Annotated in this window: 14 protein-coding genes; 10 read left to right on the plus strand and 4 right to left on the minus strand. The window is 72.3% G+C overall.

Annotated features, from left to right (window positions below):
- Positions 1-183 precede the first annotated feature (183 nt).
- The 7 genes from IF20_RS15260 (at position 184) to IF20_RS15290 (ending at position 6605) form a co-directional block, all read left to right on the plus strand.
- Positions 184-873 (plus strand): FadR/GntR family transcriptional regulator, encoded by a 690-nt coding sequence (locus IF20_RS15260; RefSeq protein WP_052865702.1) that lies wholly within the window; start codon positions 184-186, stop codon positions 871-873.
- 252 nt (positions 874-1125) lie between these two features.
- Complete coding sequence (locus IF20_RS15265; protein ID WP_052865703.1) at positions 1126-2229, plus strand: sialidase family protein; 1104 nt, start codon at positions 1126-1128, stop codon at positions 2227-2229.
- Positions 2226-3578, plus strand: a complete 1353-nt coding sequence (locus tag IF20_RS15270; RefSeq protein ID WP_052865704.1) for an ABC transporter substrate-binding protein — start codon at positions 2226-2228, stop codon at positions 3576-3578. The genes IF20_RS15265 and IF20_RS15270 overlap by 4 nt, the downstream gene beginning before the upstream one ends.
- Complete coding sequence (locus IF20_RS15275; RefSeq protein ID WP_052865705.1) at positions 3575-4492, plus strand: carbohydrate ABC transporter permease; 918 nt, start codon at positions 3575-3577, stop codon at positions 4490-4492. Before IF20_RS15270 ends, IF20_RS15275 begins: the two co-directional genes overlap by 4 nt.
- Complete coding sequence (locus IF20_RS15280; protein WP_052865706.1) at positions 4489-5334, plus strand: carbohydrate ABC transporter permease; 846 nt, start codon at positions 4489-4491, stop codon at positions 5332-5334. The genes IF20_RS15275 and IF20_RS15280 overlap by 4 nt, the downstream gene beginning before the upstream one ends.
- Positions 5335-5418: 84 nt before the next feature.
- Entirely contained in the window at positions 5419-6159 is a 741-nt protein-coding gene (gene npdG / locus IF20_RS15285; protein ID WP_052865707.1) for an NADPH-dependent F420 reductase, read from the plus strand.
- Between the two features lie 194 nt (positions 6160-6353).
- Positions 6354-6605, plus strand: coding sequence for a hypothetical protein (locus IF20_RS15290; protein WP_052865708.1), 252 nt, complete (start codon positions 6354-6356; stop codon positions 6603-6605).
- Positions 6606-6699: 94 nt separating this feature from the next.
- Here IF20_RS15290 and IF20_RS15295 read toward each other — a convergent pair whose 3' ends face one another.
- The gene (locus tag IF20_RS15295) at positions 6700-7488 is read right to left on the minus strand and encodes a site-2 protease family protein (protein ID WP_052865709.1); all 789 of its coding nucleotides are present in this window, start codon (positions 7486-7488) and stop codon (positions 6700-6702) included.
- Between the two features lie 118 nt (positions 7489-7606).
- Between IF20_RS15295 and IF20_RS15300 the strand changes: the two genes are divergently transcribed.
- Positions 7607-8122 (plus strand): DUF6578 domain-containing protein, encoded by a 516-nt coding sequence (locus tag IF20_RS15300; RefSeq protein ID WP_052865710.1) that lies wholly within the window; start codon positions 7607-7609, stop codon positions 8120-8122.
- Positions 8123-8268: 146 nt separating this feature from the next.
- Positions 8269-12000 carry an AfsR/SARP family transcriptional regulator gene (locus IF20_RS15305; protein ID WP_052865711.1) on the plus strand — a complete coding sequence of 1244 codons (3732 nt, stop codon included), beginning with the start codon at positions 8269-8271 and terminating at the stop codon, positions 11998-12000.
- 87 nt (positions 12001-12087) lie between these two features.
- Here the strand turns inward: IF20_RS15305 and IF20_RS15310 are convergent, their stop codons facing one another.
- The 3 genes from IF20_RS15310 to panB form a co-directional block, all read right to left on the minus strand.
- Positions 12088-12918, minus strand: a complete 831-nt coding sequence (locus tag IF20_RS15310) for an ABC transporter permease (protein ID WP_052865712.1) — start codon at positions 12916-12918, stop codon at positions 12088-12090.
- Positions 12915-13943, minus strand: coding sequence for an ATP-binding cassette domain-containing protein (locus IF20_RS15315; protein WP_052865713.1), 1029 nt, complete (start codon positions 13941-13943; stop codon positions 12915-12917). The genes IF20_RS15310 and IF20_RS15315 overlap by 4 nt, the downstream gene beginning before the upstream one ends.
- A gap of 154 nt (positions 13944-14097) precedes the next feature.
- On the minus strand, positions 14098-15021 hold the full coding sequence (gene panB, locus IF20_RS15320) for a 3-methyl-2-oxobutanoate hydroxymethyltransferase (protein ID WP_110944183.1): 924 nt from the start codon (positions 15019-15021) through the stop codon (positions 14098-14100).
- A 171-nt stretch (positions 15022-15192) separates the two neighbouring features.
- Between panB and IF20_RS15325 the strand changes: the two genes are divergently transcribed.
- Positions 15193-16866 (plus strand): MFS transporter, encoded by a 1674-nt coding sequence (locus tag IF20_RS15325; RefSeq protein WP_110944184.1) that lies wholly within the window; start codon positions 15193-15195, stop codon positions 16864-16866.
- The last annotated feature ends 14 nt before the right edge of the window (positions 16867-16880 follow it).

Below are 16880 nucleotides of genomic sequence, written 5' to 3' on the forward strand. Positions count from 1 at the left end.
GAACGGCCAGAGGTCGGATGTGGGACATGGGATGTCCGATGTCTGGGTCACAATAGACCCGGCCCGGAGCGGCCGGTCAAGAGGTCGCCGGCCGGATCATCCGGATCCACCCCGGCGATCCACCCCGGCGATCCACGCCGGCAACCCCGGCAATCCACCCCGGTGAGACGGAGAGGCAGACACATGGCGCGCGGCACGATGTCCGAGGACGTCCAGGCGCAGATCAAGCGGCTCATCCTGCGGCGGAAGCTGGTGCCCGGCGATCCGCTGCCCACCGAGGCGGAGCTGGTCGAGCTGCTCGACGTCAGCCGGAACTCCGTGCGCGAGGCGCTCAAGGCGCTCCAGGCCATGCGCATCGTCGAGATCCGGCACGGCTTCGGCACGTACGTCGGGTCGCTGACCCTCGACCCGCTCGTGGAGGGCATCGCCTTCCGGGCCGCGGTCCGCCACCACCAGGGTGAGGCCAGCCTGTACGAGCTGATGGAGGTGCGGGAGGCGCTGGAGGCCGGGCTGATCGCCTCGGTCGCGCGCAGCCTGCCCGCCGAGGACCTGGCCGTGCTGCGCGGCCTGGTCGACCGGATGGAGAAGGAGGCGGCGGTCGGCCGGGTGGACGGCGCCACCGACCGCGCCTTCCACCTCGCGCTCTACCGCTCGCTCGGCAACCACCTGCTCAGCGAGGTGCTGGACGCCTTCTGGGACGCGCTGCGCCGGGTCCGCAAGGACCTGGACGACAGCAGCCAGGACCCCGAGGTGACCTGGCGTCAGCACCAGGAGATCGTCACCGCGCTGGAGACGGGCGACGGCGACCGCGCCGTCGAGGCGATGCACCGGCACTTCGACGGCATCCGGGAGCGCCTGAAGGAAGCCGTGTAGGCAGCCGCGGGCGAGCCCGCGCCGGGTCGCGTAACGGGTCAGGAGGCGGCGCGCTCCAGGAAGTCCGCCGCCTCCTGACCCCTTGCGTACAGCCGGAGTTCACCCGCAGTTCCCTCCGATGTGGCATACGCGCGAGACGGGCGACACGGGGCATGTCGGGTGCCTTGACGCCCCGTTGGGCGCTCCCTATGGTCACCGCAAGACAAGGGACGTCCTACGTCCGGTCGTTGCATCCGGCCGTTAGGGGCTGCCGTGGCGTACGAGACTTCGCAACCCTTCCGAGCGGGGACCGGCGGCTACGCCAGTTTCCGCATCCCCGCCGTGGTCGTGACGGAGGCCGGTACCCTGCTGGCCTTCGCCGAGGGGCGCGTCACCTCGGCGTCCGACACCGGCGACATCGACCTCGTCCTCAAACGCTCCACCGACGGCGGCCGGACCTGGGGCCCGCTGAGCGTCGTCGACAACAACGGCACCGGCACCGCCGGCAACCCGGCCCCCGTCGTCCTGCACACCGGCCCGCACCGCGGCCGCGTCGTACTCGTCCACGTACGCAACGCGGGCAGCGCCACCGAGAGCGCCATCCTGCGGGGCGAGGTCTCCGCCGCCGACGGCCGCCGGGTCTGGCTCCAGTACAGCGACGACGACGGGCTGACCTGGAGTGCCCCGCGCGAGATCACCGCACAGGTCAAACGGTCGAACTGGCGGTGGTACGCCGCCACCCCCGGCCACGCGCTCCAGATCCGCGAGGGCGCCCACGCCGGCCGGCTGGTGGTCCCCGCCAACCACTCCATCGCGCCGACCGAGCCCGGCGACACCGGCGAAGAGGGCCGCTACAACGGCGGCCACGTCCTGCTCAGCGACGACGACGGGGAGACCTGGCGGATCGGCTACACCGACTCCAACCCCAACGGCTACATCAACGCCAACGAGACCACCGCCGCCGAACTCCCCGGCGGCCGTCTCTACTTCAACTCCCGCAACGACTCCGACGCGCCCGGCACCAGGGTCGACGGCTACTCCGCCGACGGCGGCGACCACCTGGAGAAGCCCCTCCGGGCCCAGGCCGGCCTCGCGGCCCCCGTCGTCGAGGGCAGCGTGCTCCACCTGGGTACCCCGGACGTGCTGCTCTTCTCGGCCCCCGCCGACCGCGAGTCCCGCGCCCTGATGACCGTACGCGCCAGCCGCGACCAGGGCCTGACCTGGTACGACGCGCACACCGTCAGCGGTCTCCCGGCCGCCTACTCCGACCTCGTGCGGATCGATCCCGACACCGTCGGACTGCTCTACGAAACCGGCGACTTCAGCGCCTACTCGACGATCACCTTCCGCCGCATCCCCGTGGAGGAGCTGGCATGAGGACGTACGACACGAACCCTTCGGGCGGCGCACGCCGCAGATCCGTGCTCGGCGGGGCCGCCGCCGTGGCCGCGGGCTTCGCGCTGGCTGGGTGCGGGGGCGGTGCCGAGGACAAGAAGAACGCGCCCAAGGAACGCAAGAAGGGCCAGAAGATCACCCTCACCTTCTGGTCGTGGGTGCCCGGCATCGACAAGCCGGTCGACCTCTGGAACAGCAAGCACCCCGAGGTCCAGGTCCAGGTCGAGAAGGTCTCGGCGGTCAACGGCGCCCAGTACGCGAAGATGCACGCCGCGATCAAGGCGGGCAACCCGCCCGACCTCGGCCAGATCGAGTTCCCCGTCGTGCCGAGCTTCCTGCTCGACAACGGGCTGCTGGACCTGACCACCATCGGCGGCGAGCGGTACAAGAAGGAGTTCGTCGGCTGGCAGTGGCAGCAGTCCGTCTTCGGCAAGGGCGTCTACGCCATCCCGCAGGCGTCCGGCCCCATGGGCCTCTTCATCCGCCGGGACCTCTTCGACAAGTGGGACATCGAACCGCCCGCCACCTGGGACGACTACGAGGCCGCCGCCAAGAAGATCCGCAAGAAGGGCGCCTGGATCGAGACGTTCGCGCCCACCAACGGCAACCGCTTCGCGGGCTACGCCTGGCAGGCCGGCGCCAAGTGGTACGCCGCCGAAGGGGACACCTGGACCGTCGCCATCGACGACGAGCCCACCCGCAAGGTCGCCGACTACTGGGAGGGACTGGTCAAGCAGAAGCTGATCAAGACCATCCCGGACCGCCAGAACGCCTGGTACAAGGACATCCAGACCGGCGCCATCCTCGCCTGGCTCGGCGCCAGCTGGGGCGACGCGCTGCTGGTCGGCAACGCCCCCGACACCGAGGGCAAGTGGCGCGCCGCGCCCCTGCCGCAGTGGACGAAGGGCGCGAACGCGCAGGCCAACTGGGGCGGCTCGACCACCGCGGTGTTCGCCGGCGCCACCTACCCCAAGGACGCACTCGACTTCGCCGTCTGGCTCAACACCGACCCCGAGGCGATCAAGCTGCTCATCGAAGGCGGCTACGGCTTCCCCAGCGCGAAGAAGGGCTACGAGACCAGCGACCTGGACGTGCACAAGGACTTCTTCGGTGGGCAGGCGTACAGCCAGGTCTTCCGGGAGGCCGGTGACCACGTCGACACCAGCTGGCAGTGGGGCCCCGGCGTCGACACCCTCTACCAGCGCCTGGGCGACGCCTTCACCGAGGCGCTGAGCAGCGGCGACTCCTTCCGCTCGGTACTGAAGAAGGTCCAGGCCCAGACCGTGAGCGACCTCAAGGGCAAGGGCCTGAAGGTGGCGAGCGGCGGGTGAGGCGGCCGACCCGGACGGAGGCCCGCAACGCCCGCGCGGCGGCGGGCTTCCTGCTCCCCTTCCTCGCGCTGTTCCTCCTCTGCTTCGTCGCACCCATCGTGTACGCCGTCTGGCAGAGCCTGCACAGGACCGAGCGCACCGGGCCGCTCGGCCTCGGCGGCGGGGAGCGAGAGGTCTTCGCCGGGCTGGTCAACTACGGCCAGGCGCTGGCCGACGACCGTTTCCTCGCCGGCTTCGGCCGGGTGCTGCTCTTCGGTGCCGTACAGATCCCCCTCATGATCATCCTGGCGACCGCCCTCGCGCTGCTCCTGGAGAGCGCCAGCGCCCGCTGGGTGACCTTCTTCCGCAGCGCGTTCTTCCTGCCGTACGGCGTCCCCGGCGTCATCGCGTCCATCCTCTGGGGCTTCCTCTACGTCCCCGGGATCAGCCCGCTGGTGAAGATGGCCGAGGCGGTCGGCTGGGACGTGGACTTCCTCTCCCGCGGCGCCGTCCTGTGGTCCATCGCCAACATCGTCACCTGGCAGTTCACCGGCTACAACATGCTCGTCCTGATCGCCCAGCTCAAGGCCGTACCCCAGGAGCTGTACGAGGCGGCCCGCATCGACGGCGCCAACGCCCGGCAGGTCGCCCTGCACATCAAGATCCCGCTGATCCGTCCCGCGCTCGTCCTGACCTGCGTCTTCTCTATCATCGGCACGCTCCAGCTGTTCGCCGAGCCGATGGTGCTGCGGCCGCTCGCCTCCTCCATCGACTCCGGCTACACGCCCAACCTGCACGCCTACAGCGAGGCGTTCGTCGGCAACAACCAGCACCTCGCGGCCGCCGAAGCCGTGCTCCTCGCGCTGGTCGCCTGCGTCCTGTCGTTCGGCTTCCTGCGGCTGGTCGGGCAGCGGGGGAAGGGGGACGGCCGGTGACCCCCGTACAGCTCCGCCACCGCATCCTCACCTGCACCCTGCTGACCGTCGCCGCCGTCTACTTCCTCATCCCCGTCTACTGGCTGGTGGTCTCCGCCACGAAGAGCAGCGGCGACCTCTTCGGCAGCTTCGGCTTCTGGTTCGCCGACCCGCGCCCGATCCAGTACCTGAGCGACGTCCTCACCTACGACCACGGCATCTACGTCCGCTGGTTCGCCAACTCCCTGCTCTACGCGGGCGTCGGCGCGCTCGCCGCGACCCTGCTGTCCGCCGCAGCCGGCTACGCGCTCGCGAAGTTCCCCTTCCCGGGCCGGGAGGGCGTCTTCAACGTCATCCTGGCCGGCGTGCTGATCCCCGGTACGGCGCTCGCCCTGCCGCTGTACTTCCTCTTCAGCGGCTTCGGCATGTCCAACACCTACTGGTCCGTGCTGATCCCCAGCGTGGTGAGCCCGTTCGGCGTCTACCTCTGCCGGATCTACGCGGCCGCCGCGGTGCCCGACTCGCTGCTGGAGGCGGCCCGCATCGACGGCGCGGGGGAGTGGCGCATCTTCTCCGGCCTCGGCCTGCGGCTGATGGTCCCCGCGCTGGTCACCGTCTTCCTGTTCCAGTTCGTGCACATCTGGAACAACTACTTCCTGCCGCTCGTGATGCTCTCCGACTCCGACCTCTACCCGATCCAGCTGGGCCTGACGTCCTGGACCGGCTACGCCGACCGGCAGCCGGAGCTGTACCAGTACACCGTCGGCGGCGCGTTCCTCTCCGTCCTGCCGCTGATGATCCTGATGACGGTGTTGCAGCGGTACTGGCGCACCGGGCTCACCGAAGGCAGCGTCAAGGCGTGACCGGCGGGGCGGGCGCCGGACCGTGATCACCGGCACGCCGCGTCCCGCTGCCCGGTGCGGGCGGGGCGTGCCAGTATCGCTGTCATGACTACTCCTGACGATGCGCAGCCCACACCTCCCGTGAACGTCGCGACCGAAGCGAAGAAGGCGCTCAAGAAGGACCCGTGGGACCTGCCGGACGTGTCCGGCCTGGTGATCGGCGTGCTCGGCGGCACGGGGGACCAGGGCCGGGGGCTGGCGTACCGGTTCGCCCGGGCGGGCCAGAAGGTGATCATCGGCTCGCGCGCCGCCGAGCGGGCGCAGGCGGCGGCGGAGGAGCTCGGCCACGGCGTGGAAGGCGCGGCGAACGCGGAGTGCGCGCGCCGCTCCGACGTGGTGATCGTCGCCGTGCCCTGGGAGGGCCACGCCAAGACGCTGGAGTCGCTGCGCGAGGAGCTGGCCGACAAGCTCGTCGTCGACTGCGTCAACCCGCTCGGCTTCGACAAGAAGGGCGCCTACGCGCTGAAGCCGGAGGAGGGCAGCGCCGCCGAGCAGGCCGCCGCCCTGCTCCCGGACTCCCGGGTGACCGCGGCCTTCCACCACCTCTCGGCGGTGCTCCTGCAGGACCCGGAGGTCGCGGAGATCGACACGGACGTGATGGTGCTCGGCGAGAAGCGGGCCGACACGGACGTCGTACAGGCGCTGGCAGCGCGCATCCCCGGCATGCGCGGCGTCTTCGCCGGCCGGCTCCGCAACGCCCACCAGGTCGAGTCCCTGGTCGCCAACCTGATCTCCACCAACCGCCGGTACAAGGTGCACGCGGGCCTGCGACTGACGGACATGTGAGACGACCGGCCCCTGGGCCTGTGGGACGACCGGCCGACCCGGCCCACGGACCCGTGGGACGGCCGGCTGACCCGGTTCATGGACCTGCGAGGCCCGGGGCGGGGCATCCGGCGGGCCGGAGTCGGGCGGAGCGGGGCATGGGGGACACTGGAGGGGACCGCAGTACCGCAGTACCTCGACAGGAGCCCCCTCCCATGCCCGCCCTGCCTCCGCCCGGCCCGGCCCGGCGCCTCGCCGTCTTCGCCCTCGTCGTCTGCGTCCTCGCGGTCGTCGCGGCCGTCGTCTCCTTCGTGGCGGGCAACCTCATCGGCATCGCCTGGGTCCTGATGGCCGGCGTCTCCAGCAACATGGCGTGGTTCTACCTGCGCCGCGCCAAGCAGGAGCGGGCCGCCGCCGAGGCCGCTGCCGAGGCCGCGGCCCAGGACCCGGTGCAGACCCAGGGCTAGGCCCGCGGCGGGGGCTCACCCCGTTGAACGGCTACGGCTCACGCCGCCAGGAGGGCTGCGGCCCACCCCGCTGGAACGGCTGCGGCCCATCCCGCTAGAACGGCTGCGGCTCGCCCTGCCAGAAGCGGAAGAGTTCCTGCCCGAAGAAGACGTCGTTGCCCGACACGCCCAGCGCCGCCAGGATCGCGTGCACCGCCTGGAAGAACACCTGGTTCACCCCCGGCACCCACAGCAGGGCGAACACCGCGATCAGGCCGAACGGCGCGAACGGCTCGACCTGCCGCCGCACGCCGTGCGACAGCCACGGCTCGATCACGCCGTACCCGTCCAGCCCCGGCACCGGCACGAAGTTCAGGATCGCGGCCGTCACCTGGAGCAGCGCCAGGAACGCCAGCGCGTACCGGAACGTCTGCGGTACGCCGTCCATCGCGCCCAGCCAGAACGGCGCGGTCACCACGGCGGCGAACAGGACGTTCGTCAGCGGGCCCGCCGCCGAGATCAGGCTGTGCCGCCAGCGGCCCCTGATCCGGCCGCGCTCGATGAAGACGGCGCCGCCCGGCAGCCCGATCCCGCCCATGATCACGAAGATCACCGGCAGCACGATGCTGAGCAGCGCGTGCGTGTACTTGAGCGGGTTGAGCGTCAGATAGCCCTTGGCGCCGATCGAGATGTCGCCGCTGTGCAGCGCCGTACGGGCGTGCGCGTACTCGTGCAGGCACAGTGAGACGATCCAGCCCGAGACCACGAACAGGAACACGGCGAAGCCGGTGTTCGCGGCGAGCCTCCCCGTCCACACGGCCCAGCCCGAGACCGCCATGACGGCGACGAGCGCGAGGAAGACGGGACTGACGCGCTGATCCGCGCGCCGGGCTGCGGTGGTCATCGTGCGGTGCTCCTGAGGGGGACGAGGGGTGGGGTGGCGGATCGTACTCGGAGAGGGCGGTGGACCGTACCCGGAAAACGACGAGCGGGATGCCGCTGGTTCCAGGCAGTCTGGTGTCATGTCCCGCCGCGAAGCCGCATCCGCCACGAACGTCCCTCCCCCGAACCCCGCCGACGATGCACGTCCCGACGATGCACGTCCCGGTGAGGCCCGCCGCGAGATCCGGCGGGTCTTCTACGCGGACTGGGAGATGGAGTGCTGCGGCACGCCCTTCTCCGTGGGGGACCGGGTGACCTGGACGCTGCACCGCACGGAGTCGCCGGACCCGATGTGGGAGTGGGAGATCACGAACCACGGCCCGGACCCCGCGGACGAGGATTCGGTCACCGGCCTGGTCCGCTCGATCAACGTGCTGATCCAGGGCTACCGGCGGCCGGCGGGCAGCCGTACGTACGAGGAGGTGGCGGGCGAGCGCGAACTTCGTCCGGTCCGTACCTGCCCGAAGTGGTTCTCCCGCGTACCCGGCGGGACGGACGACCGGCCCGACCACTACGTGGAGGAGAGCGGCGCCCTGGTCGAGCTGGAGATACGGTCACCGGACGGCCGAGGGGGCACGGCCGCGCGGCAGCGCTGAGGAGCACCGGGGGACGGACGGGGCCACGGGGGACGGACGGGGCCACGGGGATGACGGGAACGCGGGGGATGACGGGGAAACGGACACGGGTGGGGACAGCGGTGGGGGACGGGCGAGGCAGCCGGGCCGTGCACGACAATGGGCCGGTGCGCTACGGAATCCTCGGAACGACCCGAGCCCGCCGGGACGACGGAACCGACGTCGCCCTCGGCGGCGCCCGCCTGCGCGCACTCCTCGCCGCCCTCGCGCTCACGCCGGGGCGCCCCCGCACCCCCGACACCCTGATCGCGGACGTCTGGGGCCCGGGCCCTGACGGGTACGCGGCGGGGGACGGGGCGCCCGGTACCGGCCTGCCGAAGGACGCGGGCGCGGCGCTGCAGGCGCTCGTCGGCCGGCTGCGGCGGGCCCTCGGCCATGCGGCGGTCGTCTCCGTGACCGGCGGCTACTACCTCGCCGCCGACCGTGACGACATCGACCTGTACCGCTTCGAGCGGCTGGCGGGCGAGGGCGAGCGCGCGCTCGCGGACGGCGATCCCCGGAAGGCCGCCGCCCTGCTGGACGACGCGCTGGCGCTGTGGCGCGGGCCGGCCCTCGCCGATCTCCCGGACGCGGTCGCGGAGGCGGCCGGCGCCGAGCGGCTGCACCTGGAGGCGCGGCGCGCCCGGCTCGCCGCCGATCTCGCGCTCGGCCGTGCGGACGAGGCGCTGCCCACCCTCACCGCGCTCTGCCGCCGGCACCCCCTCGACGAACCGCTGCACCTGCTGCGGCTGCGCGCCCTGCGCGACACGGGCCGCACAGCCGAGGCGCTGGACGCGTACGCCCACCTCAGCGCCCACCTCGCCGACCGCCTCGGCACCGACCCGTCCCCGTCCCTGCGCGCCCTGCACACGGAACTGCTGACGATGGAGACCGAGGGGCCGGAGGAGACGGAGGAGACGGCGCGGCCGGAGGGGACGAAGGGGCCGGCGGGGACGGAGGGGCCGGCGAGCGGGCTGGCGTCGGAGCCGAGCCCGAGGTCGGGAGCGGACTCGCGGCCCGCCGCGGCTTCCGACCCGGGGCCGACGCACGCGGCGGGCCCGCGGACCGGCCGTGCGCAGGCGCGGCGGGCCGGGAACCTGCGGGCTCGGCTGACGTCGTTCGTCGGGCGCGAGGCGGAGCTGCGGAACTTGCGCGACGACCTGACGGCGCACCGCCTCGTGACACTGCTCGGGCCCGGTGGCGCCGGCAAGACGCGGCTGTCGCAGGAAGGCGCCGAGGCGGCGGCGGCCGGCGAGCCCGAGGCCTGGCCGGACGGCGTGTGGTTCGCGGAACTGGGCCCCGTGCAGGACCCCGGTACGGTGCCGGAGGCCGTCCTCACCGCGCTCGGCGCCCGCGAGACCGTCGTACGCGGCAGCGCCGCCGAGGGGCTGCGGGCCGCCGCCGACCCGCTCGCGTTCGACCCGCTCGCGCAGCTCGCCGAGCACTGCGCGGGCCGCCGCATGCTGCTCGTACTGGACAACTGCGAGCACGTCATCGACGCGGCCGCCCTGCTGGCGGAGCGGCTGCTGGCCGAGTGCCCGGACGTGAGCGTGCTGGCCACCAGCCGGGAGCCGCTCGCGGTCCCCGGGGAACTGGTCCGGCCGGTGGAACCGCTGCCCGACCCCGTCGCGCTGCGCCTGCTCGCCGACCGGGGCGCCGCCGCCCGGCCCGGGTTCCGCATCGAGGACGCACCGGAGGCGTGTGCCGAGATCTGCCGCCGGTTGGACGGCCTGCCGCTGGCCATCGAGCTGGCCGCGGCCCGGCTGCGGTCGCTCTCGCCGCGTCAGCTCGCGGACCGCCTGGACGACCGCTTCCGGCTGCTGACCAGCGGCAGCCGTACGGTACTGCCGCGCCAGCAGACGCTCCGGGCCGTCGTCGACTGGTCCTGGGACCTGCTCGACGCCCCGGAACGCGCGGTCCTCCGCCGCCTCTCCGTCTTCTCCGGCGGCGCGGACCTCACGGCAGCGGAATCCGTCTGCGCGGACCTGCCGGAGAGCCAGGAGCCTCGGGGCGGCTCGCGCACCCCCGGGATCCCGGACGGTCGTCCGGAGATGCCGGGAAGCCCGATCGCCTCGAGGGCGCCGGAGAGATCCACCGCTTCGGAGGCGCCGGAGAGCCTGACCGCTTCGGAGGGCCACCCGGCTACGTCGGTCGGGTCCGAGTCGCCGACCGCGACCACGAGCAAGGCCGAAACCGGGATCGAGACCGAGACCGTGACCGCCCCGCTCGTCGTGCCCGGGGACGTGGCGCCGCTGCTCGGGTCGCTCGTCGACAAGTCGCTCGTCGTGGCAGGCCCGTCCGCGAACGGGGAGATGCGGTACCGGCTGCTGGAGACCGTCGGGGAGTACGCCAGGGAGCGGCTGGACGAGGCGGGGGAGCGGGCCGCGGCCGAGCGGCGGCACCTCGTGGCCTACCGGGAGCTGGCCCGTACGGCGGACCCCCTGCTGCGCGGGCCCCAGCAGCACCACTGGCTGGACCGGTTGGAGCAGGAGCACGACAACCTCCGTACCGCCCTGCGCCGCGCCGTCGCCGCGCGCGACGAGCACGAGGCGCTCTGCCTCGTGCTCTCCCTGCAGTGGTTCTGGATGCTGCGCGACCACCGCGGCGACGCCCGTACCTGGTCCACGGCCGCCACCGAGCTCGGCCCGAACCCCTTCCTGCCGCCGGTCGTGCCCGCGCCGCCGCTGGCGGCGCGCCCCATCGACGCCCCGCCGCCGCTGCCGCCCGAACAACTCCTGGAGGCGCGCCGGCAGGTTCGACTCGTCGCGCTGGCCGGCCGGGAGAGCGACATGGACACGCTGCTGGACGACGAGGAGCAGGAAGAGCTGCGGGGGATCGCCGCCGCCTACCGTGGCGGGCTGCCGCAGACCTGTCGGGTGCCGGGCGTGATGTGGTTCTACGCCGTCATGATGACCGGCCGGTTCGAGGAACTGATCACCCTGATGGACGCGACCGTGCGCGGCTGCCGGGAGTTCGGTTACGACTGGGAGCTGGCGTTCGTCCTCCAGCTGCGGGCGAAGATCCAGAACGACCGGCCCGGCGGGCTGCCGCAGGCGACCCGCGACGTCGACGAGTCGCTGGAGATCTTCCTCAGGATCGGCGACGCCTGGGGCGTGGCCGAGGCCCTGGCCGGCCGCGGCGAGGCCCGCGAGGGCCGAGGGGAGTACGGCTCGGCCGCCGACGACTACCGCGCCGCGATGCGCTACGCCGCCGACCTCGGCGCGCACGGCCAGCTCCCGCTGCTCAAGGTCCGGCTGGGCGGCGCGCTCATCGAGGCGGGCGAGGTGGACACCGGGGAACGGCTGCTGCGCGAGGTGCTGGAGGAGGGCCAGCACAGCAGCCGGGACGCCGTGCCGTTCGCCCAGATCCAGCTGGCCACCTGGCTGGCGACGGTCGGTCGGACCGCCGAGTCCCGGGACCATCTGCGGCAGGTGCAGGCGGAGTTCGTCGAGCGTCCGGTGCCGCAGTTGTTCCTCGGGATGGTCGAGGGGGCGCTGGCCGCGCTGGATGCGGACGAGGGGCGGTACGACGGCGTGCTGGAGGCCGTGCGGGGGGCCGTCGCCAGGATGGACGACAGCCTCACCCGGGCCGTGGCACCCGACGTCCCGCTGTCCCAACTCCTCGTCGCCGCACGGGCGTTGGCTGTCACCGGCGGGACGGCCGGGGCGGCGGACGGGGCGCGGCTGCTCGGCGCCTTCGACGCGCTGCGCGCCGCCCGGTTGCACGCGTCGCGCATCGTGCGGCACTCCCGCGCGACGGCGGAGGAGGCCGTACGCGCCGTGCTCGGTGCGGCGGAGTACGCGTCGGCCCACGCCGAGGGTGCCGCCTTCACCCTCGACGAGGCCCTCTCGCTGATCTGAGCACGGCACCCCCGCCCGGCCGGGCGCTCCGGTCTCGCAGCGGTACGTCCGGTCTCGCAGCGGGACGTCGGATCTCGAAGCGGGACGTCAGGTCTTGGAGCGGAACTTCCGCACCGCCAAGGGCATCGTGACGGCCGTGATGCCTATGGCCCAGACCAGGGTGATCAGCGTCGGGTGGGCGAGGGGGCCGTGGCCGCCCAGCAGGTTGCGGGCCGCGTCGGCGAGGTTCGACAGGGGGTTGACCTTCGTGAACCCCTCCAGCCAGCCGGGCATCGACGAGGTGGGCGCGAAGATCGACGAGCCGAACTGCAGCGGCATCAGCACCAGCATCGCCATGCCCTGCACGGCCTGCGGCGTCTTCACCGTCAGCCCCAGCAGGATGAAGATCCACATCAGCGCCGCGCCGAAGACGGTCGACAGCACGATCGCCCCGACGAACTCCAGCACCGAGCCCTTGATCTCCAGGCCGAGCAGGAAGCCCATGCCCAGCAGGATCGCGGTGGCGACCAGCATCCGGCCGATCTCGACGACGATCTTGGCTATGAGGACCGAGGACCGCGCGATGGGCATCGTACGGAAGCGGTCCATCACGCCCTTGCGGAAGTCCTCGTTGACGCCCGTGCCGACCGCCATGGCGATGTTCATGCCCATCATGGCCATCATGCCGGGGACCAGGTACTGGACGTAGTCCTGCTGATTGCCCTTGCCGGCGATCGCGCCGCCGAAGACGTACACGAACAGCAGGATGAAGATGATCGGCATCAGCAGGACGTCGAACATCGACTCCGGGTCGTGCTTGATCTGCAAGGCGTTGCGCCGCACCAGCGCGCCGATGTGGCGCAGGTTGGCGCGCAGGCCGATCCGGCCCTCCGCGGCCCCGGGCTTCGCGACCGGCGCCGTGATCGTTGCGGCGCTCATGCCGCGACCTCCTCGTAACGGGCGTCCGCCGGCTCGGCGGGCGCGTCGGTCTCGGACGTCTTCTGGCCGGTGATGGCCAGGAAGACCTCGTCCAGACTGGGCAGGTGGGTGTTGATGCCGGCCAGCGCGAAGCCGCGCTCGCCGAGGACGTTGACCACCGCGGTCAGCTGCTCGTCGCTGACGATCGGGACGTTCACCACGCCGTCCTCGTGGTCCGCCGTGGCGCCCGCTATGCCGTCCAGGCCGGCCTGCGCGATCGCGCCGACCATCCGGTCCAGCTCGCCGCGGACCGCCGGGCGGATCTGCAGCGTGCGCCCGCCGACCTTGGCCTTCAGCTCGTCCACCCGGCCCTCGGCGATCACCTGGCCGCGGTCGACGACGGTCAGCTCGTCGGCCAGCTGCTCGGCCTCTTCCATGTACTGCGTGGTCAGCAGCACCGTGGCGCCGTCGCGGACCAGCTGGTTGACCTCGTCCCAGACCTCGTTGCGAGTGCGCGGGTCGAGGCCGGTCGTCGGCTCGTCCAGATACAGCACGGCGGGCTTGCCGATCATCGAAGCGGCCAGGTCGAGCCGGCGCCGCATGCCGCCGGAGTACTTGCCGGCGGCGCGCTTGGCGGCCTCGGTGAGCGAGAACCGCTCCAGCAACTCGTCCGCGCGCGCCCGGGCGTCCTTGCGGGAGAGGTCGAGCAGCCGGCCGATCATGTAGAGGTTCTCCCGGCCGGAGAGCTTCTCGTCCACGGAGGCGTACTGCCCCGTCAGGCCGATCGTCCGGCGCAGGGCGCGCGGCTGGCGCACGACGTCGTACCCGGCCACGACGGCCGTGCCGGCGTCCGGCACCAGGAGCGTGGAGAGGCAGCGGACGAGGGTCGTCTTGCCCGCGCCGTTCGGTCCGAGCACGCCCATGACCGTGCCTTCCCGCACGTCCAGGTCCACCCCGTCGACGGCCTTGACGTCGCCGAAGTGCTTGACCAGGCCACGGACTTGGACGGCTGCTCGGCCGCCGGCGGAGTGTGTGTTCTGCGTCATGGGACCACAGTGACAGCCACCACTGACAACGCTCCGACAGAGCGCCTACAGCCAGGTCCGGACGGTGGCCGTACGCCGACAGACCACCGACAGGGCGCCGGCACGGACTGCCGGCGCCCTGGCATCCCGCGGCCGGAGACCGGCCGGGCGGACCTCAGTGGAAGGTGTGCTCCGCCGCCGGGAAGGTGCCGCCCACGACCTCCTCGGCGAACTCCTTCGCCGCGCCGCCCAGCGCCTCGCGCAGCTGCGCGTACTGCTTCACGAAGCGCGGCACCCGGCCCTTGGTCATGCCGGCCATGTCCGTCCAGACCAGAACCTGCGCGTCGCAGTCCAGGCCGGCGCCGATGCCGACGGTGGGGATGTGCAGGGTACGGGTGACCTCGGCGGCCAGTTCGGCCGGTACGGCCTCCAGCACCACCGAGAACGCGCCCGCGTCCTGCACCGCCTTGGCGTCCCGGAGCAGCTGCTGGGCCGCCTCCTCGCCGCGGCCCTGCACCGGGTAGCCGCCGAAGGCGTTGACCGACTGCGGGGTGAGCCCGATGTGGGCCATCACCGGGATGCCGGCGTCGACCAGCAGCTTGATCTGGTCGGCCGAGCGTTCGCCGCCCTCCAGCTTCACCGCGCCCACGCCGGCCTCCTTGACCAGCCGGGTCGCGTTGCGCAGGGCCTGGACGGGGCCTTCCTGGTACGCGCCGAAGGGCAGGTCGGCGACGACGAGGGCGCGCTCCGTGCCGCGTACGACGGCGGCGGAGAGCAGCGTCATCCCGTCCATCGTGACCGGCACGGTCGACTCGTACCCGAGGTGGCAGTTGCCCATGGAGTCGCCGACGAGCAGGACGGGGATGCCCGCCTCGTCGAAGACGGAAGCGGTCATCGCGTCGTACGCGGTGAGCATGGGCCACTTGTCGCCGCGGGCCTTGGCGGCGGCGATGTCGCGGACGGTGACGCGGCGGGAGCGGACGCCGCCGTACAGCGACTTGTCCCCGGCGGGCTTCGCCGCGGTGCCGGGATTCCGGCCCTGCGCGCCCTGCGTCCCCTGCTGTTCGTCCTGCGTCTGGGCAGGCGAGATCTGCGTCATGACGACGGCTCCTCTTCGGTCATCTCGAGGCGCCCTGACGGCGTCCCCGGACTCATCGCCCATGCTGACACGCCGGTGCGCAGCGGTGGAAGAGGACCCGGCGAGGTAGCTGTGCGATACAACCAGCGATACGGAACGGTGCCGTATCGAAAATGGCGTACGCTGGTTCTCATGGCGCGTTCTTTCGAATCTTCACCCGGCGGCGGGGCCGCCGGGGCTCCGGCCGGAGCGGGCATATCCGCTACCGCGGCCGCCCGGCAGGTCCCCGAGCACATTCACCGCCGCCGATGGGTGATCCTCGCGGTGCTGATGCTCAGCCTGCTCATCGTGGTGCTGGACAACTCGATCCTGAACGTGGCGATGAAGACGATCGCCACCCCCGCCCCCACCGGCCTCGGCGCGAGCCAGAGCCAGCTGGAATGGGCCATCAACTCCTACACGCTGGTCTTCGCGGGCCTGCTGTTCACCTCGGGGCTCCTCGGTGACCGGCTGGGCCGCAAGAAGGTCCTGCTGACCGGCCTGGTGATCTTCGGTCTCGGCTCCGTGCTGGCCGCCGTCTCCGCCTCGCCGGGCCAGCTGATCACCTTCCGCGCGGTGATGGGCCTCGGCGGCGCGCTGGTCATGCCGGCCACCCTCGCCATCCTGATGAACGTCTTCGAGCGCGACGAGCAGCCCAAGGCCATCGGCATCTGGGCCGGCGGCGTCGGCCTGGCCATCGCGATCGGCCCGATCGCCGGCGGCCTGCTGCTCTCCCGCTTCTGGTGGGGCTCGGTCTTCCTGGTCAACGTGCCGATCGCGCTGATCGCGCTGACCGCCATGGTGCTCCTGGTGCCGAACAGCAAGGATCCCCGGCCCGGCCGGCTGGACCCGGTGGGCGTGGTGCTGTCCGTCGTCGGCCTCGTGCTGCTGGTGTACGGCATCATCAAGGGCGGCCAGCTCGCCGACTTCACCGACCCGCAGGTGCTCGGCTCGATCCTCGGCGGCCTGTTCGTCCTGGCCGGCTTCGTGCTCTACGAGAAGCGCATCGATCACCCGTCGATCGACATCGGCTACTTCCGCAAGCCCGCGTTCTCCGCGGCCGTTGCCGCCATCGCGCTGGTCTTCTTCGCGCTGATGGGCGTCACGTTCTTCATGGTCTTCTACACCCAGAGCGTGCGCGGCTTCTCGCCCCTCCAGGCGGGCCTGCTGCTCCTGCCGCTGGCCGCCGCCCAGATGATCTTCGCGCCGCGGGCCCGGCACGTCGTCGACCGCTTCGGCGCCAAGGCCGTCTGCACGGTCGGCATGCTGCTGGTCGCCGTCACGATGTCGGGCTTCGTACTGATGGGCACCGACACCCCGATCATCGTGCTGGAGGTGCTCTTCTTCCTCCAGGGCACCGGCATGGCGCACATCATGCCGCCGGTCACCGTCTCGATCATGCAGTCCCTGCCGCGTGAGAAGGCCGGTTCGGGGTCGGCGCTGAACAACACGTTCCGGCAGGTCGGCGGCACGCTCGGGGTCGCCGTACTGGGCTCCGTGCTGTCCGCGAACTACCGCAACGGCATCGAGGGCACGCTGAACGCCGTACCGGGCCTGCCGCCGGCGGCGCGGCACGCGGCCGGCGAGTCCATCGAGGCCACGCTCGGCGTCGCCGACCGGCTGGGGCCCGCGGGGCGACAGCTGGCCGCCGCGGCGAACGACGCCTTCGTGCACGCCATGCACGTCACGGCGCTCGGCTCCGCCGGCGTCGCCCTCGTGGGTGCGCTGGTCGTCGGGCTCTTCCTGCCCGGCCGGCCTGCCGCCCGGCCTGCCGCCCCGGCCCAGGAGGCGCCGCGAGAGACTTCTCCCGCGGGGCAGCGGCCGTAGCGGCGGCGCCCCGA

Source organism: Streptomyces niger (assembly GCF_000718305.1).
Taxonomy (GTDB): domain Bacteria; phylum Actinomycetota; class Actinomycetes; order Streptomycetales; family Streptomycetaceae; genus Streptomyces; species Streptomyces niger.

Excerpts from the sequence above, each read along its gene's own strand:
- panB (WP_110944183.1), bottom strand. The coding sequence starts at position 15,021 with ATGACGCAGATCTCGCCTGCCCAGACGCAGGACGAACAGCAGGGGACG.
- npdG (WP_052865707.1), top strand. The coding sequence starts at position 5,419 with ATGACTACTCCTGACGATGCGCAGCCCACACCTCCCGTGAACGTCGCG.
- IF20_RS15300 (WP_052865710.1), top strand. The coding sequence starts at position 7,607 with ATGTCCCGCCGCGAAGCCGCATCCGCCACGAACGTCCCTCCCCCGAAC.
- IF20_RS15290 (WP_052865708.1), top strand. The coding sequence starts at position 6,354 with ATGCCCGCCCTGCCTCCGCCCGGCCCGGCCCGGCGCCTCGCCGTCTTC.
- IF20_RS15315 (WP_052865713.1), bottom strand. The coding sequence starts at position 13,943 with ATGACGCAGAACACACACTCCGCCGGCGGCCGAGCAGCCGTCCAAGTC.
- IF20_RS15310 (WP_052865712.1), bottom strand. The coding sequence starts at position 12,918 with ATGAGCGCCGCAACGATCACGGCGCCGGTCGCGAAGCCCGGGGCCGCG.
- IF20_RS15295 (WP_052865709.1), bottom strand. The coding sequence starts at position 7,488 with ATGACCACCGCAGCCCGGCGCGCGGATCAGCGCGTCAGTCCCGTCTTC.
- IF20_RS15270 (WP_052865704.1), top strand. The coding sequence starts at position 2,226 with ATGAGGACGTACGACACGAACCCTTCGGGCGGCGCACGCCGCAGATCC.
- IF20_RS15260 (WP_052865702.1), top strand. The coding sequence starts at position 184 with ATGGCGCGCGGCACGATGTCCGAGGACGTCCAGGCGCAGATCAAGCGG.
- IF20_RS15325 (WP_110944184.1), top strand. The coding sequence starts at position 15,193 with ATGGCGCGTTCTTTCGAATCTTCACCCGGCGGCGGGGCCGCCGGGGCT.